General features: G+C 44.9%; 20 protein-coding genes and 1 pseudogene. 9 read left to right on the top strand and 12 right to left on the bottom strand.

The features are described 5' to 3' along the window. Window positions 1-194 precede the first annotated feature (194 nt). From CWM47_RS34330 to CWM47_RS34315, 4 genes are all read left to right on the top strand, one after another. The gene (locus tag CWM47_RS34330; RefSeq protein WP_100993020.1) at window positions 195-4,583 is read left to right on the top strand and encodes an NACHT domain-containing protein; all 4,389 of its coding nucleotides are present in this window, start codon (window positions 195-197) and stop codon (window positions 4,581-4,583) included. A gap of 305 nt (window positions 4,584-4,888) precedes the next feature. Then, complete coding sequence (locus CWM47_RS34325; RefSeq protein WP_100993019.1) at window positions 4,889-6,115, top strand: hypothetical protein; 1,227 nt, start codon at window positions 4,889-4,891, stop codon at window positions 6,113-6,115. 720 nt (window positions 6,116-6,835) lie between these two features. Beyond that, window positions 6,836-8,392: a S41 family peptidase gene (locus tag CWM47_RS34320; RefSeq protein WP_100993018.1), complete on the top strand. Its 1,557-nt coding sequence runs from the start codon at window positions 6,836-6,838 to the stop codon at window positions 8,390-8,392. Window positions 8,393-8,600: 208 nt separating this feature from the next. Further along, window positions 8,601-10,634 carry a M13-type metalloendopeptidase gene (locus CWM47_RS34315; protein ID WP_100993017.1) on the top strand — a complete coding sequence of 678 codons (2,034 nt, stop codon included), beginning with the start codon at window positions 8,601-8,603 and terminating at the stop codon, window positions 10,632-10,634. 457 nt (window positions 10,635-11,091) lie between these two features. On the opposite strand, the gene CWM47_RS34310 is transcribed toward CWM47_RS34315, so the two are convergent. After that, window positions 11,092-11,478 carry a hypothetical protein gene (locus CWM47_RS34310; protein ID WP_100993016.1) on the bottom strand — a complete coding sequence of 129 codons (387 nt, stop codon included), beginning with the start codon at window positions 11,476-11,478 and terminating at the stop codon, window positions 11,092-11,094. A gap of 614 nt (window positions 11,479-12,092) precedes the next feature. Next, window positions 12,093-12,239 carry a hypothetical protein gene (locus CWM47_RS38505; protein WP_157816148.1) on the bottom strand — a complete coding sequence of 49 codons (147 nt, stop codon included), beginning with the start codon at window positions 12,237-12,239 and terminating at the stop codon, window positions 12,093-12,095. Window positions 12,240-12,454: 215 nt separating this feature from the next. Here CWM47_RS38505 and CWM47_RS38500 point away from each other — a divergent pair. The 5 genes and pseudogenes from CWM47_RS38500 to CWM47_RS34290 all read left to right on the top strand — a co-directional run. Next, window positions 12,455-12,748: pseudogene (locus CWM47_RS38500) on the top strand (transposase); the annotation flags it as partial. Between the two features lie 276 nt (window positions 12,749-13,024). Then, complete coding sequence (locus CWM47_RS34305; protein WP_100993015.1) at window positions 13,025-13,360, top strand: single-stranded DNA-binding protein; 336 nt, start codon at window positions 13,025-13,027, stop codon at window positions 13,358-13,360. 88 nt (window positions 13,361-13,448) lie between these two features. Beyond that, window positions 13,449-13,862 (top strand): hypothetical protein, encoded by a 414-nt coding sequence (locus tag CWM47_RS34300; RefSeq protein WP_157816147.1) that lies wholly within the window; start codon window positions 13,449-13,451, stop codon window positions 13,860-13,862. Window positions 13,863-13,937: 75 nt separating this feature from the next. Continuing rightward, window positions 13,938-14,309 carry a hypothetical protein gene (locus CWM47_RS34295; RefSeq protein ID WP_100993013.1) on the top strand — a complete coding sequence of 124 codons (372 nt, stop codon included), beginning with the start codon at window positions 13,938-13,940 and terminating at the stop codon, window positions 14,307-14,309. 923 nt (window positions 14,310-15,232) lie between these two features. Next, the gene (locus CWM47_RS34290) at window positions 15,233-15,820 is read left to right on the top strand and encodes a hypothetical protein (RefSeq protein ID WP_100993012.1); all 588 of its coding nucleotides are present in this window, start codon (window positions 15,233-15,235) and stop codon (window positions 15,818-15,820) included. 57 nt (window positions 15,821-15,877) lie between these two features. On the opposite strand, the gene CWM47_RS34285 is transcribed toward CWM47_RS34290, so the two are convergent. The 10 genes from CWM47_RS34285 to CWM47_RS34240 form a co-directional block, all read right to left on the bottom strand. Next, window positions 15,878-16,816 carry a hypothetical protein gene (locus tag CWM47_RS34285; RefSeq protein WP_100993011.1) on the bottom strand — a complete coding sequence of 313 codons (939 nt, stop codon included), beginning with the start codon at window positions 16,814-16,816 and terminating at the stop codon, window positions 15,878-15,880. A gap of 64 nt (window positions 16,817-16,880) precedes the next feature. Next, window positions 16,881-17,288, bottom strand: coding sequence for a TraQ conjugal transfer family protein (locus CWM47_RS34280; RefSeq protein WP_100993010.1), 408 nt, complete (start codon window positions 17,286-17,288; stop codon window positions 16,881-16,883). A 12-nt stretch (window positions 17,289-17,300) separates the two neighbouring features. Beyond that, entirely contained in the window at window positions 17,301-17,888 is a 588-nt protein-coding gene (locus CWM47_RS34275; RefSeq protein ID WP_100993009.1) for a conjugal transfer protein TraO, read from the bottom strand. Window positions 17,889-17,890: 2 nt separating this feature from the next. After that, window positions 17,891-18,901, bottom strand: a complete 1,011-nt coding sequence (gene traN, locus CWM47_RS34270; protein WP_018622894.1) for a conjugative transposon protein TraN — start codon at window positions 18,899-18,901, stop codon at window positions 17,891-17,893. Window positions 18,902-18,959: 58 nt separating this feature from the next. Beyond that, entirely contained in the window at window positions 18,960-20,375 is a 1,416-nt protein-coding gene (traM, locus tag CWM47_RS34265; protein ID WP_100993008.1) for a conjugative transposon protein TraM, read from the bottom strand. A gap of 6 nt (window positions 20,376-20,381) precedes the next feature. Beyond that, window positions 20,382-20,681, bottom strand: a complete 300-nt coding sequence (locus CWM47_RS34260) for a hypothetical protein (RefSeq protein WP_100993007.1) — start codon at window positions 20,679-20,681, stop codon at window positions 20,382-20,384. Beyond that, on the bottom strand, window positions 20,681-21,337 hold the full coding sequence (gene traK / locus CWM47_RS34255) for a conjugative transposon protein TraK (RefSeq protein WP_093831988.1): 657 nt from the start codon (window positions 21,335-21,337) through the stop codon (window positions 20,681-20,683). Before traK ends, CWM47_RS34260 begins: the two co-directional genes overlap by 1 nt. 32 nt (window positions 21,338-21,369) lie before the next feature. Continuing rightward, on the bottom strand, window positions 21,370-22,386 hold the full coding sequence (locus CWM47_RS34250; protein ID WP_157816146.1) for a hypothetical protein: 1,017 nt from the start codon (window positions 22,384-22,386) through the stop codon (window positions 21,370-21,372). Window positions 22,387-22,404: 18 nt separating this feature from the next. Next, window positions 22,405-23,328 (bottom strand): hypothetical protein, encoded by a 924-nt coding sequence (locus tag CWM47_RS34245; RefSeq protein WP_100993005.1) that lies wholly within the window; start codon window positions 23,326-23,328, stop codon window positions 22,405-22,407. A gap of 28 nt (window positions 23,329-23,356) precedes the next feature. Further along, the gene (locus tag CWM47_RS34240) at window positions 23,357-24,148 is read right to left on the bottom strand and encodes a hypothetical protein (protein WP_018622900.1); all 792 of its coding nucleotides are present in this window, start codon (window positions 24,146-24,148) and stop codon (window positions 23,357-23,359) included. Window positions 24,149-24,154: the final 6 nt, after the last annotated feature.

Genomic DNA, 24,154 nt, shown 5'->3' with positions numbered 1-24,154 from the left:
AATACTCTTATTTTGTCAAATACTGTTTCCATGAGCGGGACACGCCTCGAAAGATTGAAAGTTATCGAGAGAGCAAGACACAATCATTTGTAGATTGAGACTAACTTCAGCCAATCAGAGCAATCAAGATATAAGTGGTACTGAATGATGCTTACATATGGAAAACCATCATTTGTTAAATACTAAGTGAAAACTTGGAACAGTTCATCAACCTCAATCGTACGTTTTACCCATTACCTGCTAATTACAGCCACGCGGCCAAGGATAGGGATATAAATACCTTAGAAGATCTCGGCTTTCCAACTGAAGGTATGCTCCACTGGGACAAATTATCAGCTGAGTTCCGAGTTATCATTCTAGCTGAAGCTGGAGCTGGAAAAACGCAGGAGATCCATCAGGCAGCAAAAATTCTCAGATCGCAGGGGAAGCCTGCCTTCTTTCTGCGTTTAGAGAACATCACGGGCGGACTGGGGGGATCATTCGAAGTGGGCACCAAGCAAGAGTTTCAACGATGGTTAGACTCTACTGAAGAGGGCTGGTTGCTTCTTGACTCTGTTGACGAAGCGCGACTTAGAGATCCAAAAGATTTTGAAAGAGCGATTCGACAGCTATCCGATATAATAGCAGTCGCCATCCCGCGAACACATATTATTATTACTTCACGCACTTCTGCCTGGAGGGGTGAAACAGACCTAAATTTATGTAGTGCGAAGTTCCCCCCCGTAGACGATAGAGAGACGCAATATGAAACCGATGAAGCTACCCTAGACGACATTGTTGCGTCAGAGCCTCACCCCGAACCTGCAAAAACACATACTAATAGTAGCTCAGACCATGCTGATACAAAATTTAAGGTATACTCTTTGGTCAACTTGACCAAAGATCAGGTCATTACTTTCATAACAGCAAGAGGAATAGATGATAGCGATAAGTTTCTAAGCGATGTTGAAAGGCAAGATGGATGGGCATTTATGACGCGTCCGCAAGATTTGGAAGAGCTCATTAGCTTCTGGAAAGTTAAGGGACGGATTGGAACACGTTTTGATATGATGAATTATAGCGTAAAGAGCAGGCTTAAAGAGCGAGATCAGGATAGAGCCGACTCAAAACCTTTTACGCCTGAAAGAGCTATAAAAGGAGCGCGTATTCTTGCAGCCGCCTGTGTTTTTACAAACGAATCGTCAATAAGGGTACCAGATGGAAGTCAATACGCTCAAGGAATTGAAGTAGAATCCGTATTAACCGATTGGGATACTACAGCATGTCAGATTTTGTTGAGCCGCCCTATATTCGATGAAGCGATTTATGGCACTGTTCGTTACCATCATAGATCCGTACGAGAGTTTTTAACCGCACAGTGGTTGTCCGAAGAATTGAAGAACGAAGGTTCAAGGGAAAAGATTGAAAGTTTATTTTTTCGTACTCAGTATGAGCAAGTAGTCGTAAAACCATCCATGAAGCCTGTTCTGTCATGGATGGTTTTATTTGACGCTAAAATAATGCTCAGGGTCTATAAGCTTGAGCCTGAAATTATTTTATTAGGTGGAGACCCAGGCAAGTTGCCTCTTGAAGAAAGAAGGGCAATCCTTATCTCTATTTGCCAAAGAATGGCTTCAGGCAATTATGATAAGTCTGTTGAGAGATATGCCGCTGTTCAACGATTTGCATCACCTGACATGGCTGATGATATCATTAGTTTACTAGAGCAACATAAAAGTAGTAGCTGTATCACTGATTACTTATTGAATCTCATTTGGCAGGGACGAATAAAGAAAGCGTTGCCAGTAACGACTAAATTTATCCTAGAGGCTGATACTGAACAGTATGGGCAGTTTACAGCACTGAAAATTCTGAAAGAACTAGGATCAAGAGATGATTTAAACTCGGTCATACAAACCCTACTTTCGAGCGAAAAACCGCCTAGTCGATCTTTCCTTGCAGAGCTATTTACTGGTTTGGAGCCCACGAAGAACTCAGTTAAGCAAATAAAGAAGAGCCTAGAGAACGTGAAAGATGAAAGCCGACATGGACACGATTCATTAGGATATGCACTTGCGGGTTTTATTAGACGCTCTGATGTCGATACTGTGACCTACTTCATCCAAGAAATTGGTCAGTTTTTGCATCGTGAACCTGTTCTTGAACGCAGGTATTGCGAGGTTTCGAAACAATATAGTTGGTTGCTACCAGTATGTAAGTTGGCCATTGAAAAATTGATACTTGTCAAGCATTCAGGTGTATTCAGTTTGGAGAGTCTGTTTGTCTTAACACAAGCACCTGTCTTCAAAGAATATGATGATTTTAGCAGCTCAGACTCTACGCACAATATGTCAACGCTCATCGCTGATTGGAGCGAGTTGAATCATGCCTTGTTTTGGAATGCGGTCAAAGAAGCACGAAGACATCTAGACAAGAAAGGAGAAGATACCGTAGATAGTTTTTGGCACGTATACGTCTCGGAGAAATATTGGGACTTCAGCAAAGTAGATTTTGAGCGTGTACTTGATGCGATTATTAGCCGTCCGCTTGTAGATGACAAGTTTATCGCATTGACTTTAGCTTTTGTGCTTTATAAGAAAAACGATCGCCCTAAGGCATGGCTTACGGCTCTAAAGAGAATAGCGAGAAATGACGACAATCTAAATCAAAAACTTACGGAGCTATTGCAACCACCTACTCAGAGTGATGAGATAAGAAAGTGGAAACAAGAGGAGGCCAGGTGGCAACGCCTAGACAAGGAGCGCAATAAGAAACGCCAAGTAGAAGATGATGCGGCCATAAAATGGCTGAAGAAAAACTATCAAACTCTTCGTGCTAGTGGTCTAGAAAAAGGCCAAATCTCACACAATCAATACTACATGTATGATCGTATGCGTAGCCTTGATGATAATTCAACAAAGTGGACCGCTGGTAATTGGCGAGGTTTGATCAAGGACTATGGCGAGGGGGTGGCAGCCGCTTTCCGTGACGGCATGATTAGCTTCTGGAGGTCATATGTTCCTTTACTTCGATCGGAGGGTTATAAAGAGAATGAGACTAAACTGGGTGTTTTATTTGGCCTATCTGGTATTGAAGTAGAGTCAAGAGAAAGGCCGGGTTGGTTCGACGATATAACGGTGGAAGAAGCCGGGCTTGCCTGCCGGTATGCCTTTCACGAGCTCAATGGGTTCCCCAATTGGTTTCCAAAGCTGTATGAGAAATTTCCTGAACTTTTGCAGAAGCTTATCTTAAATGAAATCACTTGGGAATTGGAAACCCAATTTCAAAAACCCAATGAAACGCGGCATTACGTGCTCAGCAAAGTAAGTTGGGGTTGTGAATGGCTGTGGAATGGTATTGCCACACAACTTGTGCAAGTACTAAGCGAAGAGCCAGTCGACGCAACAGATCTGGGTGAAGCGCTAAAAATCATCGAAGGAAGTTCAGTGGTTCCAGATCAAGACCTTGCTGAACTCGCACAAAGTAAATGTGGCACTGTCAATTCGAAGCATAATCTTGCCTGTTGGTATGCTACCTGGATAGGAATAGAGCCACAACTGGCCATACGATCTTTCTCCTTATATCTTGATACATTAAATAACTACGATCAGGATAAAGCGGCAACGCTAGCGATGAGGACGGTTGTCGAGTTAGTAGGTGGCAGACGTGGTGGACCACACGTGAGAGAAGCTTTTAAAGATTCACAATACCTAAAAGAACTTTACTTTCTTATGCATCGCTATATCAGGGTTGAGGATGATCTTGACCGAGCTAACAAAGGGGTCTATTCACCAGGCCTGCGTGATGACGCGCAAGATGCGCGTGATAGGCTGTACTCCATTCTTAAGAGTATACCTGGTAAAGAGTCGTACCTGGCTATGATTGAGTTGTCTCAAACACATCCCGCTGAAGGGTATCGCAACTGGATGCTCCGCGATGCTAAAGAGCGAGCGGAAATGGATGCCGATGGTCCCTCTTGGACAATTAGCCAATTCAATGAATTCGCTAAAGCTTTGGAAAGTACGCCAACCAATCACCGAGAGCTTTTTGATCTAGCTGTACAACGTCTCAAGGATATGAAGCACGATCTTGAAGAAAGCGACGGAAGCATTGCGTCTACATTAGCCAAGGAAGATCAAGAAACCGGTATTCGAAAAGTAATTGCTAAGTGGTGTAATGATAGATCGAAGGAAAGATACGTGGTGACGCAAGAGGAAGAACTTCCCGATGCAAAGCGACCAGATTGTCGTTTTAGAGGTTCAAACTTCGACGCTCCTGTACCATTAGAACTTAAACTCGCTGACAATTGGGGAGGGGCACTTCTATTTGAAAGGCTAGAAAATCAATTATGTGGCGACTATCTGCGTGACAGCAAATCAAACAGAGGAATATTCGTATTAGTGTATCGCGGTGACAGGAAGAGTTGGCAAATACCTGATAGTAATCTTAAAATTACTTTTTTCGAACTTGTTGAATCATTACAAAATCATTGGAAGAAGATAGCTGCTAACTATCCTAAGATTGACGAAATTAAGGTTATTGGTATTGACTTAACAAAGCGGATGGATCGCGTCAAGACGGCAAAGAAAAGTAAAGCTAAATAAACGAAAAATTGCAAAACGGTTAATTAGTAAAGTTATTGGTGGTGGCTGAACAGTGTTGATTAATAAACGTAACTATTGACTGGATAATACATAAAGTATTGAATACGGTACGCTTACGCCTTACAATTCTCTATGCTTTCATCCATGAATAAATGTCATCAACACAGCTCAGCCACTACCTGCAATGTTAATGATTTTAATATTATTAATATATGAGCGCTATGGTTGTTGCTACATACCAAATTAGGTCCAATCTGATCGAGTAAACGAAATAATTATTTTCCATTCTGAGTTTTCCATGTACTATGCTTGAGTCCATTGCTATCAACCGTCGTGTTCATCCTAACCTTAAACAGCCCTTTACTACCGGTCACTTAGCTGAATGTCTATTGTTTTATGGACAGGTGAACGCAGTAATATCTCCCTCCGAATTCGAAGAGCTGGTTCGAAAGTGTAGTATCGATAATCTGAGGTATTTACTTGCCTCAGAAGCATTAAAGCTTCACATTCGATTAGCCTCATTCGGGTCTAATCAAACACCTGGAACATTACGATTAAATTACGCTGTATATACTCAGGTGGGCTTGACGTTGGAATCAATTATTTATCAGACGCTATATAAGATTTACCATAACTCCTATAAATGCAATGTTTATGTGAAGCAATTGATGCCCTTCCTAGATCTATTTGAGCATGAATATAGTCTGATCGATGGCTTTTTACAGATGCCCGAATTCACTACGAAAGCATTCCGTGAAATTGTGTCCCAAGTGATTCCAAATTACCCCATTCCGCTTAATCTGTTTTTTCGATTACATGAAGTACCTAAAGGAAATGCTCCTGAAGAATTAGGGACTAAGTTTACCTTTGAATCGGAGACAAACTTTAATCTCCAACAATTTAAAACAGACCTGCTGAGTCAGGGCATCACAGGGCATTCCGACTTTGGTGTCACCTTTTTAATGAGGGCGTCGGATGCCATCGAGGATGTTGATGTATCATCAAGATTTAAATCTGAACTCTCTGCTGACGACTCAAACAGCCCAATTGTCCAGAAAGCTATTCTCGATCTGGATCAGTATAAGCCCAATAATCAAGAAGCTATTACCCAATTTAATGAACACGTAATTACGGACTGCCCATCAGTTGCAGATGCCATCGATCAGGGTATGCGTTCATTCGACGAATTCATACCCTTATTTAAAGAATCCAGAAAATTTAGGCACTGGATCCATTCCATACCTGATGATGAAGACTATCGCTCTATTGTCAACGAGTATATGAAGGAAAATAACGCAAAAGTCTTCACAGATGGCGTTTTTTACAAAGTTTTAAAGTTTCTATCTGTTACAGCACCTGTAGCAATAACACCTATTGTTTTGCCGAAGCAGCCTGAAATAGGCAATGCGGTTGTTAACCTTGCAGTTGGCACGGCGATGGACAGTTTTGCAGATGTAGCCTTTAGCCAATTTAATGGCTGGAAACCGAACCAGTTCGTTCAGAAGGATCTAGTACCATTTTTGAATCCATAGTGTCAAGCGCTCAGCGTTTACTTTTGGGGTAATTTTTCGAACATGCTAGTTTAGCCTGCTACCAATTCGTCACCAATTGTAGATAAATTCATCATATCACAATGATATCTTACACTAAAGCAGGTTTTCAAATTTCCCAAAAAAATTGATAACGCTGCAAGACCATATTCGTGATTAATTCGTCTTGAAATCGTTCATTTAAAGGCCTTACGCTATTAATAATTGAACTACATAAACGGTTGTAAACTAATAAATTATAAACGTTTAAAGGCTCTTTCTGAAATCGTTCAGGAAAACCCTTGGCCAAATGAACGCTTTCTGTTGGCAAAAGAAATAGTCTGACTCCTGCTACTACTACCTAAAAGCGTTCACGAAAAGGTTTCGTTTTCTGAACGGTTACTATGAAATGTACAAATTCTCAAAAAGCGTGAGATTAGCTTCCCTTTATTTCAAATAACGGTAAAATACTATTTGAAGATCGGATTGGGCCGCTTTATACATCCGAAGCATCACGATTTACTTCGGAGTCGCGTACGACTTGCGGGCGTGGTCATGTTGGAAGAATATACATGAAAGATACATCGTCTCACTTAGGAGCGTTCCAGGAGAATTCGTAACGCTCAGTTACAACGTGAGGGGTATGGGTTCTTACTCAGCAATTACTTACTTTTAAATCAATTCGCGGCTCCGCTTCTTATCAAACTACAGCCAAATACGTTTATGAAGGTAGTTCTCCTGCTCATCCTGTGTTACATAGGGCAAGCGCTCTCCCTCGCTAACCCCTTACCCAAGACTAGCCCCGAACGGAACTTCGAGGCTTTCTGGCAACTCTTCCAGCAGCACTACGCCCACTTTGAAACCCGGCACCTCGATTGGCAGCAACAATATCAACGCTTTCGAGGACAGGTTACCCCGGCCACCACGGATGCCCAACTACTGGCTATCTTTCAGGCGATGGTCGCTCCCCTTCAAGACGGGCACGTGGCCATTTCACCCACTGGGGATTTACCCGCCAGTGCGCAATACTCTCCCTTCTATCAGCAGTTCCCTACCAAGGCTCTACAAGCCCAGTTTCACCAAGTCACTTTGGACCAACTACGGGAGCGGGGATTTGGACCATTGATTCCCTTCCGGAGCGCACCCTATCAGATCGGCGGCTACTGCCGCTCGAAGGACTATGGCTATCTTCAGCTCAATGGCTTTGGGGGCATGCCTTTGGCCACCTTCAGCCAACAACTAGACCAGATGGTTGACTCCTTTGTGGACGTTAAAGGATTGATTCTGGATGTTCGTATCAACGGGGGCGGATCGCCTGCTTATCTGGAGGCCCTGGTAGGTCGATTGATCCAGGTAAAGCAATTGGTGGGCTTTGGCCGCACCCGGATTAGTAAATCCAAGCAGGAATATACCCCCTGGACCGCCTACTACGTAGCGCCCAAAGGAGAAAAACAACTCCTCAAACCGACGGTGCTCTTGACCAGCGGTGCCACTATCAGCGCCGGTGATCACTGTGCGCTATATTTGAAAGAACTGCCCTACGTGAAACTGATCGGAGAAAACAGCAATGGTATCTTTTCTCCTATGTTCGGCCATCGGCTACCTAACGGCTGGCAAGTAGCCTTATCCAATGGCCAGACCGTGAGCGCCAAGCGGGTGAGTTATGAAGCTAAAGGCGTACCCGTTGATCTAGCCGTTACTCACCACCGCAGCGATATGCAGCAAGGCACTGATCCCGGCTTGGAGACAGCCTTTACGTTTCTACAAACTCACCAAACCGAGTTAGCCCAGCAAACCCGGTGTTATGAGCAATTGGCGTTAGATTTTTATGCCGACAGTTTGCTGGTGTCAAAAGCGTATGGTGATGTAACGGCCTATTCGACAGGCTTGGTTGAGGAAGACGCTACCTTGCTGGCCCCTTTTGCCCGTAAATGTTATTCGCTTCAGGGTGTAGCTAACCTAGATCGGGTTCAGCAGCGTATCCAAGCCGAAGGGGAAGCGGATTCCAGTTTCTATCAGAGGAATGTCAAGCATCGTTTCTACGTCCATCTTCCTGGGGCTATTCGGGCCAGGATGCAATGGCCCTTTGTCAGGCGCAATGCCCGGCGGTTGACGATTGCGCATCATATCAGTTTAGGTGAGAAGAAATATGTTCGGATTCACTTGAGCCAAGGTGGTGGAAAAGGGGAAACGGTATTAATAGTGTTGGATCAAGCGGGTCATGTTGTAGAACACTGCGCTTTGAGCTACAACTATCTGAGTAGCCAATTCTACCAGTAAAACATGAGGATAAAAGTATATTGCGTTTAGAGCATTTTATGGGACGATCACTTTTTTGCTTGCCAATTTAAACGAGACATCCTTTCCTGGTAACTCTTTCCACAAACCAAACCTAAAAAAGTAAAACAATAGAAATAGACTACACTACGCTTTAAAAGGGCAGGCAATTTGACTTGGGTTTCCTTGACGGTCCCCTTATGTTCGTTCTATGCTTCCTCATCGATGGGCGCTTTGCAGCGTATTAACCGCTTTATTTTTTGCCTTTGCCCCGCATTGGGCTAGGGCACAGGCTCCTTCGACAGGGCCTCATTTCGTGGGGCCCTTGGCCGTCGATTCTGCGTATGCGCCTGGAGATAATTTTTATCAGTACGCCAATGGACGATGGGGTAAGCGTACGGCGATTCCACCCGAGGGCTACATCTCAGCGCTGACCGAATTGATTACCCAGAATGACGCCTTGTTGAACGACTTGCTCAGCAAGGTGATCGTTGGTCAGTACAACCACACGCAAGCGGGTCGATTGCTCTATGCTTTTTATACCAGCGGTGTAGATTCCTTGCTCAGTCCCCAAAAAAGCAGAAGCTCGTTACAACAGCACTTAAAGCTCATTCAGCGATTGCGTACCAAAACCGACTTACAACACTACCTGGCCGACCAACTCGAACTGCCAACCAATCGATTGATGGGTCTCTACGCCGTTGATGATGTGGACACCACTCGAATCGTGCAAGCGGTGTTGGGCCGGGCCGGGCTGATTAGACCCCTAAAATACTATCAGCCCTCTTCGATGAGTCAGCCAGCAGTACAAGAGGAGTATTTGCATTTTTTGGCGACCCTTTGGACTTACTTAGGATACAACCCGACCACCGCACAACAGAACGCAGCCCGTGTACTAGCCGTTGAAAAACAGCTGGCGGCCTACAGTGATTCGACTACATCGACTCGTCGGCTCCGCTACGATCAGTTAGTAGCCTTATTTCCTAATCTGCCCTGGCGACGAATTTATAGACGGTTTACTATCCCGCCGGAGCTACCCATCTCGGTGGAGCACCCCCGCTACTACGCTGGTTTAAACAAGCTGCTAGCGGTTATACCCTTGCCGGATTGGAAACTTAAGGTAGAGGCCGATTTTGTGCTTTATAACATGCCTTATCTAGGCCCTCAGATGGCCCGAACCCACTACAATTATGTTCAGAAAGCGTTATGGGGAAGTCAGATGCCGTATAATCCCCAGCGCCAAGTGATGGATCTGTTGACGGATTATTACGACCCTTATAGTTTAGCCGATATACTCGGTGATTTATATGCCCGCCATTCGGTGAGTCAAACCGATAAAGCCAGGCTCTATCGAATGGCTAATCGGATCAGAGATGTCTTCACGGCTCGATTGAAGGCCGTGGATTGGCTGGCTCCCCAGACCAAACAAATGGCCATCGAGAAGATGCGTAGCCTCTCGATTAAGATTGGCTACCCTGACACGGTGGCATCCATGCGTCTGGCTTTCACGACGGATAACTATCTAGCCAATTATCATCAACTCTTTGGGTTGAAAAGGCGGAAGTACTTGCAGGCGATTGGTAAAGCGAAAGACCGAACCGCTTGGCGCCGTCCCCCCTGGAGCATCGCCAGTTCCTACGAGCCAGCCTATAATGGGTTTATCATTGCGGCCGGCAGTTTGAAACCTCCTTTTTATTTCCCGGAGGGAGACGATGCCCTTAATTACGGGGCCATTGGTACGCTCATTGGCCACGAACTGTCCCACGCCTTGGACAACTTAGGCAAAAACTACGATGTGTATGGTGTTAAACGAACGTGGTGGACGGTAGCGGACTCGATTAAATTTACTCAGAAAATTAGCCCCCTCATCACTCAGTACAATAGCTACAAGGTGTTGGATAATATCCCACTCAACGGCGCTAACACCGTGGGGGAGACTATGGCTGACTTGACGGGTATTCTGGCTAGCTATGAAGCCTTTCAGCAAACGGATCAATACCAGGCGGGTAAGCCACTGGAGGGGCTAACCCCTAGTCAACGATTTATCTTAGCGTTTGCTCAGCAATGGCGGGCTAGCTATTCTGATAAAGCCTTGAAGGAAAACGTTCAAAGCGACGTTCATCCACCGGAATACATTCGGGTGAATGGTACTTTGAGCAATTTCCCTGCCTTTTATGAAAGTTTTCCCGTTGAGTCTGGCAACCAACTCTACCGCAGCGATTTCTCAAGGATCAAAGTATGGTGAGCGACTCTGGTGGCCTTCTTTATATCGACTTGTAGGCTACTTAAACAGCTCACCAGCCATTGTACTAAGTTAGAAAAATATATTGTCACTTTAAACGCCCGTTTTTCTGAGATAACCCTTATTAGGATAATAAGGATGTTCTTAGAAAATGGTTGCTGTCTTATATTGCCATCTCATTAATCAACGCCTTATTTTGTTTTATGAGATGAGTTTGTAAAACAATTGGTAAGGGGTCATAGCCAAGCAAATGTTGAGGGAAATGATTCATGTACCAGGCTAGCCAAGTTTATTCTAGGCTAATAGGAATCATACAATTAGATATTATCCTAAACAGCTCGAATATGTATTTCCATTATCTATAAAAAGTGCAAAAATGGTTTTTTGAGCTTTCGTTCACGAAAACCCTGCTATTCCTCTTTATTCGGGTCTGTAATTAGTGGCAGCCGATCTAGGTGACCTATCCATTATGGGTGGCAAATCGATTCATCCGCTCGTTATAACTATCTAAGAGCTGATCATTAATCGTAGCCGCATGCTGAAGTTCGAATCGCAAAAAATCGGCTCGGTCAGCCCCTTCGATCATTCCCTCAAATTTGAGTTCTTCCTTTACCCAGCCCGCTGTTTTTTGAAGGGTGATGGCTTGAGCTAGAACCGCCTGAAAAATTGCCGTTGTCCGATCTGTGTTCTGGGTGGTTAGTAGCAGGACACCAATGTCGGTTTGATAGTCAGCATAGGTAAGTGCTTGAGCTGGTAACTCGGCACGAACCCACTGTAAGGTCAGCGCCTGAATTAACTCTTTATAGGGAGTATTGTCAAGGTCGTCGAGACGTATGCGTCGATTCATGGAGTAAACATACTAAAGAGAAGTAAATGGAGCTTACCGGAGAAAGTAAGCGAGGTCACTGACGAACTGGCAGCTTGGGTTCGCCAATTTATTAATTTGTTACAAATGATAAACGGACAGTTGCGGTTTGAAACTGAATCAATACCCGTCCGACCAACGATGCTTATCGTCTTGCCACGAATCACAAAGGAACTACCAAAATCTATGACTGAGTAAACGCATAGGGTTGGAGCGGTAACGTTCCGGGAGACTTTGGCGACGGATTAGTTTACCCCATTTTCTAAAGCTATCCGGGGCCTCTCCCGCGGTTGTACTACCGGCTTGTTTTCATTGTGCCCCTCCACTGCCAGACTATGCTTAACTCGATAGCTAGTAAACCTAGCGAGTCTACTCTCTTCAAAGGATCGGCTACGACCACCAGTAGACTCCCAAGGCCAGCAGTCCAAGAAGGAGTAGAGCCAGGGCGATTAAGCGATTCTTATCTTGACGCTGAGACATACGATACGCTTGTTAATGATCCAGTAAATTATCAATTAATCCTGTGATGATCCCACTAGCCGGTTAATGCCTAGTGGGAAAAGTACCTGGTTAGAGAGGGGCCACCCGGCTACGCCTTATTTTCCCGCCTTAAGCTGATCAATCCAGCGTAAAATGGAAGCCGCTAATGACTCGTACTTAAGTAGCGAACTAACCAGTAAAATCACTAAAATAATGGCTCCGATGATTAAAAAGGCTCGTAGTGGCCTAGGGGACTTACTCATAAATGATTTTTTTTAGGTTTTCCTCAATTAGTCTGGACTTATGCTCTGTTTATCAATTAAAAAGACGTTTCTAAATAATGAACTTGCTACATTTGACTGGAGACTTTTTTTAGGCAGATTTGAGGCCAAACTTCAATTTGACCATGGTTAAACGACGTGTGTTTGACGAAGCATTCAAGGAAATGGCTGTCGAGCTGTCTTATGTCTAGCTAGCTAGACAACTCCTAACAACCTACCAAAAACGGTGGGGCATCGAGGAGTACCACAAATCGCTCAAACAGAATGCGTCGTTGGAAAAGTCACCTACGCGCACTCACCGCACTCAAATCAACCATTTGTTTGCCAGCATTTGCGCCTACGTCAAATTAGAGCGTTTGCGGCTGACCGCTCATGTGAACCATTTTGCTTTGAAAGGCCGGTTATACCTCAAAGCTATGCAAGCGGCCTTTGCCGAGCTAAATGTCTTAAAAAATCAACTTAGCCAACAGACAGCGATGGAATTGGCGTAACATCAGTTATACAGGTTAACAATAAGCCGCCTTGATTAAAAAGCAGGGTGGTTGTTTTGTGACCTATACTGAGTGTAACCTGTGCTTTTTTACTACACTATTTTATTTCGGAATTTAAAAAATAGTTAGAACATCTCTTTTCAATCACTGGGATTAAGGGGAAGGAGAGCAAATATAACGTATGTGTTATTCAATTAATCGCTTGTTCGTCAGTCCAATAACCTGTATCTTTAATCTAGTAAAGCAATAATAATTAATCACTAAATAGCTAAGATTATGTATAATTTAAATCGCTATTCATTTACGGGCTACATCGGCAATGCTAAATCCGTAGAGTCCGAAAACCCATTCACGTCTGTTTCAGTGGCAGTAGATGAGTCGTATACCAATCCTACAAATCAGGAAAAGGTAGAGCGTGTCAAATGGGTAGAGGTGCAGCTGAAGGGCACGGAACAACTACCATATCTAACCAAAGGCCGCCATGTGCTTGTCGAGGGCCGACCAGTAGCTGATGCTTACCTGGATGGTGAAGGGAAAGCAACGGCAAAACTCATTGTTAAAAGCGCAGCGGTTACGTATCTCGACAAGAAGCCGGAGCTTCAGGAAGCGTAGTTGTTAGAGACTGGTCGGGATGAACCCAACGGCTTATCCTGACCAAACCTGGAGTTTTACCAGTACAATACGTAATCAATCCATACGCATGAAAAGGCTCATCGAACGTAATCTGAAATTCAGTAACCGGTACGCAGTCACGTCAATTTCTATTACAGGTATTAATTCGGACTGGTACTGCTGCGATAACTGTAATCGACAGATAGCCAACAAAGCGACAGTTCGGACTACTACGGGAGATCAGTATGTGATTGGTCTGGATTGTTTAAAAACGCTGGCCCAGGCAGGTGTACTGGACAAGAGCAACTACCTGCAAAGCCAGGATGATATTGCCAATGCACAGCTGGTAGCCAGCCTGATTGGTTTTGCCAATGATGGAGGGACTGTTGAAAAAGACTTCATGTACGTAACCGTTACTAAAGGTCATAAAACCAAACAATGTTTTTCCCATCTGGTCAGTCAGTACGCACCCATGTTTTTTGAGCGAATCACCCAGAATTAGGAATATTTGACTTTAAAACCAGTTCATCGTACGATTTTGATAATTCTTTAACGGAAAATGACCTATGCGTAGGCCATGACCAATAACCAAGTGCGGGAATTACTTTTTATGAAATTAATACAATCATTTTTTACCTATTTAGCACCGTTCGTGGGCTTACTTAGTTTAGCATTGGTACTCGGCTTTATGGCCCAGGCGAACCAAGTCGTTGTGCTAATGCAAGGAATAGCTATGCTCATTTTATTGGTAGCTCTGATGTTTGTTCCTGTTGCCTTGGTATACATCTACATGAATATTCCACTGGATGAACTGGAGAAAATAGCCTTTCGCAAACTGTGTTGGAAGTGGCTAGGACTAGGTATAGTCCTAATGATAATAACGGTTGACGCCAGTGCAGATTTGCAGTTATCAGTAATCTTGAAAATGGCATTATCAAATAACATCTGAAAATAGTATGGTGAAGGACCTCAATATTTCGTCAAAGAAACTAACGGGCGTGTTGACATGGATGAATCTCACTTCAAACTAATTTCTGAAGTTTACCCCTTACTAATACCATCCATTACTTTCGCAAGTAATTTCATTAAAAAGAGAGCCCTTTGTCGAGGGCTTTTTTTGATGGATAACTAAAAAATATTATTTTCAAATAATTGAATTATTATTTAATTATTTGAAACTGTAGTTCTACTAAAGTCGTTACACCTATGAGCAAGTAAGAAAAATTACATTATGTTGATCGATACGTTTGTGTCGGCTACGGCTATGTGGCCATCCACCGACCAGCTTACTACCATAAAACTTCACATGGGTGATCGATCCTTGGGCGTCTCCAATGCAAAAAACTGACTTTAGGAAGCATTATAATGATGCCCCATAAGAAAAGTGCTTCTGCTAGACGTTACAAAGCTTACCCAGCTCCGAAAGGCTGGGTTTTTTATTACCTTTTCTTATTCTTTATTAGCGCCTCAGGGGGAAGGAATTCAAAAAAAGGAGTAGGAGTGAGGGGAAGTAAATGGAGGGCTTAAATGCGTTGCATGAGCGTTAAAGCTTGACAGTTGATGTAGGCTTGTGTATCTTTCGATTAAGTTCAATAGTATTTTATCTCGTACCGTTATGTTTATCTTTGGATTATTTGCCGTCGGTGGATTTTTAGCTGTAACAGGCTTTATCAGCTTGGTTGTAAATGCTATCAAACCGGATGTACCTCGTAAGTCGCGTCGTTAGTCAGGGTTAACGACTTATATTTGGCTGGCGCTCGCTGCTCAGGCGTTGGTGTACACGAACGTGACTGGAAGGTGTTGACAGCTAATTCCCATTTATTGACCCAGGCCCTCGTGCTCGGGTCAATTTGTTTTACCCATACGGTTTCAATGAATCGATTGTCTACGAATTATTACCTGGAGGTTGCTCAGTCATTTCTTCAACTAGAGGAAGATCTAAGGTCGCTGCTGGTTAACTCATCCTACTACGAATTTGAAGCCTACAAATGGGCATCGATGGCCGCTTACCAGAATAAACGAAATGGACACACACGGTTTACGATGGAAGAAGTAGCTGCCATTGTGAAAGCAACTCCAGCGCTGGAAGATCGCTTACCAGTTGTTATTAAATATGACAAACTTCGGCGCCGGCTAGCCGATGATATACTAGCAACTCAAATTCAACTCAAGCTTCTGTTCGATAAAACTCCCAAACAGCCAGCAATTGTTACAACCTGGAAGGGTCCCGCCGTAATCTCTTATAATCAATTTATTCTCCGGGTACTTGATTATGCCCTTTGGACTCCCGGTGAAATAAGCGCCGTTGTCACTCGGTTAGAAGAATATGGCCAGGCCCTGATCAGACTGGCCAACCCCGCCGACCACTTTATTGCTGAACCGGATCCCTTGGTTCAGGAAAGTAATCGCGCCCGGTATGGAAAGGGAAAAAACAAAAAAAAGTCAACGGACGCACGCTGACTTTATAATTCATTTCGCGCTGATTCGAACCTACAAGCGCAGATAATGGATCCAGGTTTAAAAATTGTCAACCTCCATTTGTAAAATATCTGCCGTTGGAAAACCAAAAGATTCAATAAGTACGTTTTCTGCGACTGTTTTTCCAACCTGGTTCGAGAGCAGTATTTCTAAAATTTCCTGCAGCTGCTTGAGCGCTGGCCTTAAAAAGGTTTGTGCTATACCCGATGTATAAAAATGGGTGGTTGTAAGCAAACCAGTGTACCAGTTTTCAGCTTCATATCTGGCAGTAAACAATTGTTGGTACAGGAGTAAAGCCTGGTTTGTCATTCGCGCAAATTTATCGTTACTTCCTTCCCATACCTGATGATTGATTTCCCATAATTCTTCATCTAATTGCCTATCTTCCCGAATCAGTGCCGTAAGGGGAAGCGCAGTTAACAAGGCAAATCGCTCTGGTTGTAAGGTGATGGCCTTTAGGCAGGTAAAAATACATCTACTATAATATGTAAGTCCGCCTTGGGAAACGAAGGTCAACGCGTTGGGTTGTGAATCGTTGATTAAGGCACTATAAAGACTTTGAAAACGCTGATACTTAAGCTGAATCAATTCATCATTAATAAGCACTTTGATGCGGGAAGATTTACTTAAAAATTCGCCTGACTCGTTAATGTGCTTCATCGAGAGGCCGTACAATTGACTCAGTCGTGCTTCGCAAGAAGCTAACCCTTCAAGGCGACTTTGCTCTTTATAATAGGTCGATGGATTGAACAAAAATGTCCATGGGGAAAGAGGCTTGTTGGCTTTAGTTAACACCTGATTTGTTAAATCAATTTCGTCTTGCACGCTTTGTGCTTCATACCCGAAGCCTCTGGCTCTAATCAATAGGTCATTCAGGAACAACTGCTCAATTTCCGTATTCAAACGGTCGAGATCACGCTGCAGGTCAAAAGCGTAAAACAGTAACTCATCAAATAGATACAGGCGATTTTCGGGCATGGCGCTATGGGTTATATATGAAAAGGAAGACAACCAACCAGGTCAAACTTATACGATCAGATGGTTACTGGGCGTTGGTCGTCACGGTTAAATTGAGCGTTTGGCTCACATTATTCTGATCCGTAATGATCAACTCAAAGTTGTTGGAGCCGGCCACCGACGAGGTAAAGCGCAAGGTGGGTGTTAGCGTTTTTAGCGCGGTTGCTTTATTTTCGACGACACTGGTATAATCAATATACAGCGTACCGGGCGTATCCGTTTGATTACGCCAACGTAGCGAATACTGGCTTAAGCTCGTCAGTCGCTCGGGCGTAATGGTGATGCCAAACGTCGCGGGTGCACCAACTTTAACGGCCGTTGGCAACGGTTCATTAGTGATGGTAAAGGGAAACTGAGTCTGAATAGTAATAGAATCCGTATTACAGCTCAGCATGAGTAGACTTACTAGCAGGGACAATAAGAGTGGTCGCATTGGCGTAAGGGCTTAATGTTTGAAAAAACTGAATCGTACTCCGATCGTACCATACGTACGAAAGCTGCCAACTTCTGAATAAGGTAACCACCGCTCCGAAACGGCTAGAAACAACGCGGTTCGTTCCAGAAAGTATAGTTCTCCCTCCAGACCCGTCTGCAGCCCCATCGTGCCCGTCGACCTATTCAGGATTGTACCTTGGGCCAATTCCAGGTTATTACGATTGACCATCTCAACGCCTACATTAGCCCCAATCAAAGGCATGATGTAGTAGTTTCGGCGCAGGTCATGAAACGTGATAGGAGCCCAGTCGAAGGAAAGCAGATGCCGCTCTGTCATCAGCCGGTCATCAAAAAACTGGTAAAATTTCCGGTCATACTGATAGGTAACCTTCCAATACGTTTCGGTTTTGGTGTAACGAACCAGGTCGATACCGCCAGCATAACCCTGGCCATCGCCGTTGAGGGGTTTTGCCGGAAATTTATCAACGATGCCTACGTAAGGCGTGAGGGCCAGCTGTCCTTTGATATGACGCTGAGGAAAGGCCTTGTGAAAGGAAATCACCAGCAGGAAACTGAATAGAATGAGTCGCAGGTTCATAATTATAGCTTATCAGCGTTCATGATGTCTTCGTTATTGATGACAAACGAGAGGGTACGTCCCCCGTTTATCTCCCCAGCCATGACCAAAATCCGTTTCTCGTCGGGAATAGTAAATTTTTGAAAAGCAAATACGCGCTCGACGGCCATATGCCCCTTAATTGTCTTGATTGCATCGTTGTAGACGTAGAAAGGCAAAACTTCTACTTCCTGAAGCGATGAGCGTTTAGCAACCGTCTTGTCGACGACAAAAAATCGGATGTAGTCTACGTCATAATTGATGTTAGACTTATTTTGAATGTTCATTTTATAATAAATGACATTGTCCTTGACGTACACACCCCTCAAGGTTGCTTCCATGCGGTTGGCCTCCATGCCCAGATGCCGGATATCACGGCTCTTTTTAAGAATCGTCGTGCAGTTATAGACCACCTCAGACTGCGTAGCGTTGACACCCGAAAATTGAATGATACCGCCTTTGGGATCCGATCCGTTGATCAATACGTTACTGGCCGATTTACTGATGGTTTCACCCGTCAGCGTGTTAGCCGCCAGGTTTAGCGCCAGCACCGTGGGTTGCTCGTTGTAGTTGGCCACGAATGACCAGAATTTTCCATCCGTCGTGATAACTGAGAAGTTGGTTTCATTAAAACCGTTGCGGGTAGCCTTGACCTTCAGAACATTCTCAACCTCACTTGCTTTGTCAGCGATAATGTCCCGACTGCCTAAATCGACAGAACGAATCGTGGTAGGGAAAATGACCGATACCGTCTTGTTGAAGGGCAGCTCCACGTAATACGAGCGTACAACATTATTTTCCTGAATGGGTATCGCTGGGGCAGACGGAGTAATGATGGTCGAAATAGGGGAGGGTACTGACGGCATTTCCCCGACTGCCTTGGCTGGCACTGATTGGCTCGTATCAGCTACCGTTTTATGGAAAACTGTTTGGGCAAACACCGGCGCGGTGTTCAAACCTGCGAAAAGGAATACATTAATGATGAAAATCTTCATAGTCCGAAATAAATTTTAGTTTTTTTATTGAAATTTTATTTTGATTAGATCAAAAAAATCACTGGTTAGATGAATAATCGTATCGACCGCCGGGCGTATTGATAGACGCTGGATAGCCATTTGGCGGGCGATTCACCGGATAATTTTGGGGAGCCTGCTGATAATTTGAATTGGTAGTGGTCGGAGTTTCCGTCTGACGCAGATAAATAATGTGGTTGTTTTTCAGATGAGCCCGCTGAAGCGTTGTCTTTTTCGTTGCAATGGCTCGAACGCCCTGAATGCCGGCCTGAGCTGCGGATGCACCGGCCATTGCCGCTACATTACCAGTTGTTGCGCCATAGGTGTTCATGTTGATATTGCCTACACTCTGACCCAGGGCTTGACGGGCTTCGGGCAACCCTTGAATTTCGGGTACATACACGCCGGCGATCCCGTCGATGTCGAGTGCCGTCATGTTAACGGGAAAGATATGATCTTCATAAACCACATCCGTAATTTTTATCTGGACTCGCTGCGTAGAGAAACTGCCTATTCCAAACAGAAGTGTATTTTCGGGAATAACAACTCCCCTTACTTTAATGGACTGTAGCAGCCGTAATTTGATTCGGCTACCGCTCATTATATCCTGATTTCCGTACACCATTGCCCGAATGGTACCGACTTCAGCTTCCAGTAGTCGGCGTTCGTTTTTTTTCTGATCTTCAGAATATAATCCATAAAAGGTATTGCCCCCCTCTGAGCGGCCGTTCAGTGAACTGATTACTTCTGACTGATCAACTTTGTAAACAGTTCTTTTTTCTCCCTCCGCAGTTTTTTGATTCGCTTTATCCCGGTTGTATTGCTCCAGTAAGCCCGTTAACCGCTCCTGCTTGCGAAGGGCTTCTTTGTACTCCGCCTTCTTACGCTCCTCCTCACCAGCTGACACCGTACTCCGACGTTCGGATGGTTCGTCAGCGAGCATTACATCCTTTTCCGAAAGAGGAGGTCTATTAACAGACGACCGAGATCCACCTGGTCGGAGTGACTGTGGCAATGACGGATTCCCCCGACCATAGCCGGCCGATACTTCGTTGGGACTAGTCGCGGGGTTGTACGTGGAATCAATACGCCGTAGGGCTTTTGGATCATGAACAGGTCGATATTTCTGCCCATACATATACCCATCTAATTCACCTGGTACGGTTGGGTTCATGGCCTTACCCGCAGCAGCAATGGCGGTTTCCGAGCTTGGATTGCGGTCCAACGCTTGTTGCTGTAGATCCAGCCGATTATTAGCATGGGAGGTATCGGTTCGAGCCAGAGGGACGGTACTATTTATAGCTGAAACGGGCTGGTTAGTAACGGCCGACGAGGTATCATCTTTCAGTACGTACCACAGAAACAGACTGGTAACAATCAAAAGCACCGGAAGGCTCATCAGGAATTTCTTGTCCTGGAACAAATCCTTGATTGATTTTTTTTCTTGCGTATCCATAGGGACTTAGCGGGTAGGCGTTAATTTGTGAGTATGTAATTCGTTCATATAAAGCTGGTGGTGCGCGGTAGAGTCCGCTGGCCGGGCTGGGGAGTACTCTTTAGCTGACGCTGGAGAAGGCTTTAACTGTTGACTTAAATTCGCCAACAAGACCAAAAACAAACTGCCAAAGAGCAGCAAGACCTCTCGTTTGCGCTGGGTCAGCGGTCGTTTTTCCCACACTCTTATCCAGCGCGTGAATTGAATCAGGCTGTACCGCCGAATGAGAGCCAATTGATGAACCGGATTGCGCAGGTGTAATTTCATTAGTAAGTGCTCTGGTTATTTCGGTTAACCGTTTCGATGTCCGTGTTATCAACCGGCAGAAACCGTTCGATCTGAAATCCGTGGGGATTGTTATCGGTCCGCGCAACATCAATCAGGTAGCCTTCAACGACCAGATTTCGAACGGTTATTGTCGTTTCCCGAATTAGAATTTCCCGGCCTTTAGCCCGAAACTTATATGGGCTCTGCGTGAAGTCTACTATAATGTTGTTCTTGTCAATTTCGACTTTCTGATGCACATTACCCTGAATCAGGTTTTGGTAATAGCCCTTCTCGGACAAGTCTTTATACAGCCGCCCGACGGATTCGTCCCCCAAGTAAGAAGCCTCTTTAATGCTATTTTTGATTTGGTTTTCGTCGGGCTCCAGTTCAAAGAAAGCTTTCATAAACACGCGGATGTGATCACGAGCTTCAGCGGGACGGTTCATATTGTGTTCCTGAGCCATGGCCAGCATAATGCTTTTGCCCCCATCCATCACGTAAACCTTTTGCCGGGATTTCTCAACGGCATCAAACGCCCAGAAACTGATAGCTGAGGAAAATCCCAGACAACCGATAATAACCACAAGCATAAATAAACGCATCAGGCTAAAGCTGGTGTCTATATCCTTGAGGGACTTAAAGTTTGGTGCTTCCATAATGAAAATGATTGATTAAAGCGTTAAAAAAGTTAAATGGAACTAACCGGAGATGGTATGGATGAACCCACTCTGGCGACGCCGGACACGCCACCGGTGGCCGCGCCAACTACGGCGCCAGTACCTGCACCCATTGCCTGACCACCGCCTGCCAGACTTTTCACGGCTGAATCAGCCCCCGCCGATTCAATCACCCAGGAAGCTACTTTGGGTACCATAAAGTAGGCTACAGTACCGATGATGTAGAAAACGATCAGGCCGAAGTCGGAAGACGAGAATGAATCCTTAGGGGTGTTGACAATCTGAACGATGTCCGCTTTAAGCATGACAATGTGAATTTCTTCCAGAATGCCGCCCAGTACGTTGATAATTGGTATCCAAAGCAGTAAGTGGATCACCCGACTAATCCAGGCCGCCAGCCCCCCGTAAAACCATTCGAAGCAGGCTAAGCCAAACGTAATAGGTCCCATGATGAGGAGAACCAGTAAAAAAAACGTCATCAGAAATTTAATCGTTAATGACGCCACGTTATAAGCCAGTTCTCCCAGCGTTAAGAGAAACTCATCAAAGTATTTCTGGATAGCATAGGATATTGCATTTGAAGCATACACACTTATCGAACCCGCCGGTAAATAATCCATCAACTTCTCGTACATAGTCAACTCACCATCACCATTCAGATCCGGGTTGACATTGATGATATCCTTTTTCTTTTGTTCCAAGGCCTGGTCTTTTTGATCGTTAAGTTGTTGGACCAGGGCAGATTTGGAGGTAACCAGGGGCTTGGTTCCTTCATTAAGGTAACCCGACAGGGTAACGATGGAGCCGGCAATATTACCGTAGAATAGCAGGCAAAGCCCCATGGCAAATGGCCGCATCAGACCATATATGTCGACCTTTTCGTTCCGGGCCAAATGCGCCCACACCCGGTAGAAAATGTATAAAAGCGATCCAAGACCGCCAATAGCCTGCCCTAAATCAATAAACGTTGAGTAATCATCGGCCATTGATTCGAGTACGGCAGCTAACGCTTTCTCCATTGAATCCATACGAGTAATAGGCTCTGGTTAAAGTTTAGTGGAGGGTAGGGAGATCTGCTGGGAATAGCTTTTCTGATTCAGCTTTCTGAACTTGTACTTCATGTTTGCGTTAGAGCTCGCGACGATGGCCATCAAGGCCCGCTTGCGCTTCATCACTTCTTTTGACACCTGTTGACGTAACTTCATCCGTTCGTAGGGAGTCATCGCTACCAGTTCGGTCGACGTCCGGTCGGAGGGGTCAAACTCCGCTGACGACAAGGCTTGTTTTGACCTCAGCGCATCCCCATTGTTCAAGTCGATAGCAGCCGCCGTCATCGCAAACGTTAGGGAAGGATCGACACCCTGTTCAAAAATTTTCTGATTCGAGGAAGGGTAGTAGTATACACCTGTCACCTTGGCGAAGTCGCCGAACAGGGTGGTAATATCCTGTTTCAGACCCGCATTTCGAATGCTGTTTTTAATGGCCTCACCCTGACGAGCTTTGGAAGCGAATTTTTCGTACTGCACTGCGTACTCCTGATACTTGGACTTGATGTTACGTGACATCGCGTCCTTCATCAAGCGCTTGACCTTGTCAATCTCTTCCGCCAATTCGTTGTTTTTCTCGGAGATAAAGGCATCGTACAATTCCATCGTCACCGGTACCCCCACCGGGGCATAAACCAGCGCTTCACCCACCGCTTCGGCAATGGCTTTACGGATTTCTTTCTCTACGTATTCACTGATTAAATCGCCTACGTTTAGATCGTACCCGCTAATGCCAGCCATCATTTCTCCAGGACCGGCTTTTAACAGATTGTCAATTTCACGGGTGACCCAGCCTGTACCCGTCGACGTATTGTAGAGTGTATTGGGAGCGGGAATGTTAGTATTTTGCGCCCGGCAGAGGGGTGGTCCACTTAACCCTGTTACCAATAGGCAGACCAGTGTTGTCTTTATGTTCGCTTTCATACGAATGTTAGGTTACGACGAAGTAGTATTAATAGCTTTTAGGTGCAATACCGATCGTACGGTTGAGCGTTGTATTCTTATCGTATAGATTGCCCAGGGTGGTATTATGGGCTAATTGCCGCACCCGGTAGGCATACGCATTCACGATCTGAGATCTGACGGCCATGAGCGTTTTTAAGCGGTCCGAAATTTCTTCCTTAGCGCCGTCGAGCACATTCGCACGCTCGGCATCGGACATCCACACTTCCCCCGAATTCGATAAGTTACAGGCTGTCTTTACGTCATCAACGATGTCATCCGTCTTTGCCAGTTCACTCAGCGTTTGACTCATTACGGACTGTTCACTAGCGGTAAAGAGTCGACTTTGCACGACTTTATTGACACCCTGCTTCACCTTAACCAGCTTGTCGAGATCCCCTTTCAGGTTTAAATTATTGTAGTAATCAACAAACCCGTTTGACAGCGTAGTAGCCGCCCGTTTCTCTTCGTAACCAACCTTGTACTGCTGATAATTTATTTTCTGCAGTTTTGAGTGAGCATCCTTTAGCATGTCCTTCAGCTTTTCTACTGATTTGACGGGCGATACGCCTAAGGCATCAGCCACTGCACCGATAGCCATATTGATAATAGCATCTTTAATGCCCTGCATGATATCCTGTTCTGACTCCCCTAAAATGGATTCAATTTCGGACTGCAGGGAAGAGCCTCCACCAGTTGGGGTCAACTGATTCGGCAAGGATTGGGCCAGTATTGTTCCGGGAGCCAGAAGAATAGCCAATCCCGCTGCCAGCGAAAAGAAGCGTTTACTAATTACGTTCATGATATA

It is taken from the genome of Spirosoma pollinicola (assembly GCF_002831565.1).
Lineage (GTDB): Bacteria > Bacteroidota > Bacteroidia > Cytophagales > Spirosomataceae > Spirosoma > Spirosoma pollinicola.
The sequence above is the reverse complement of the archived record's forward strand: the minus strand, read 5'-3'. Positions and strand labels throughout refer to the sequence as shown.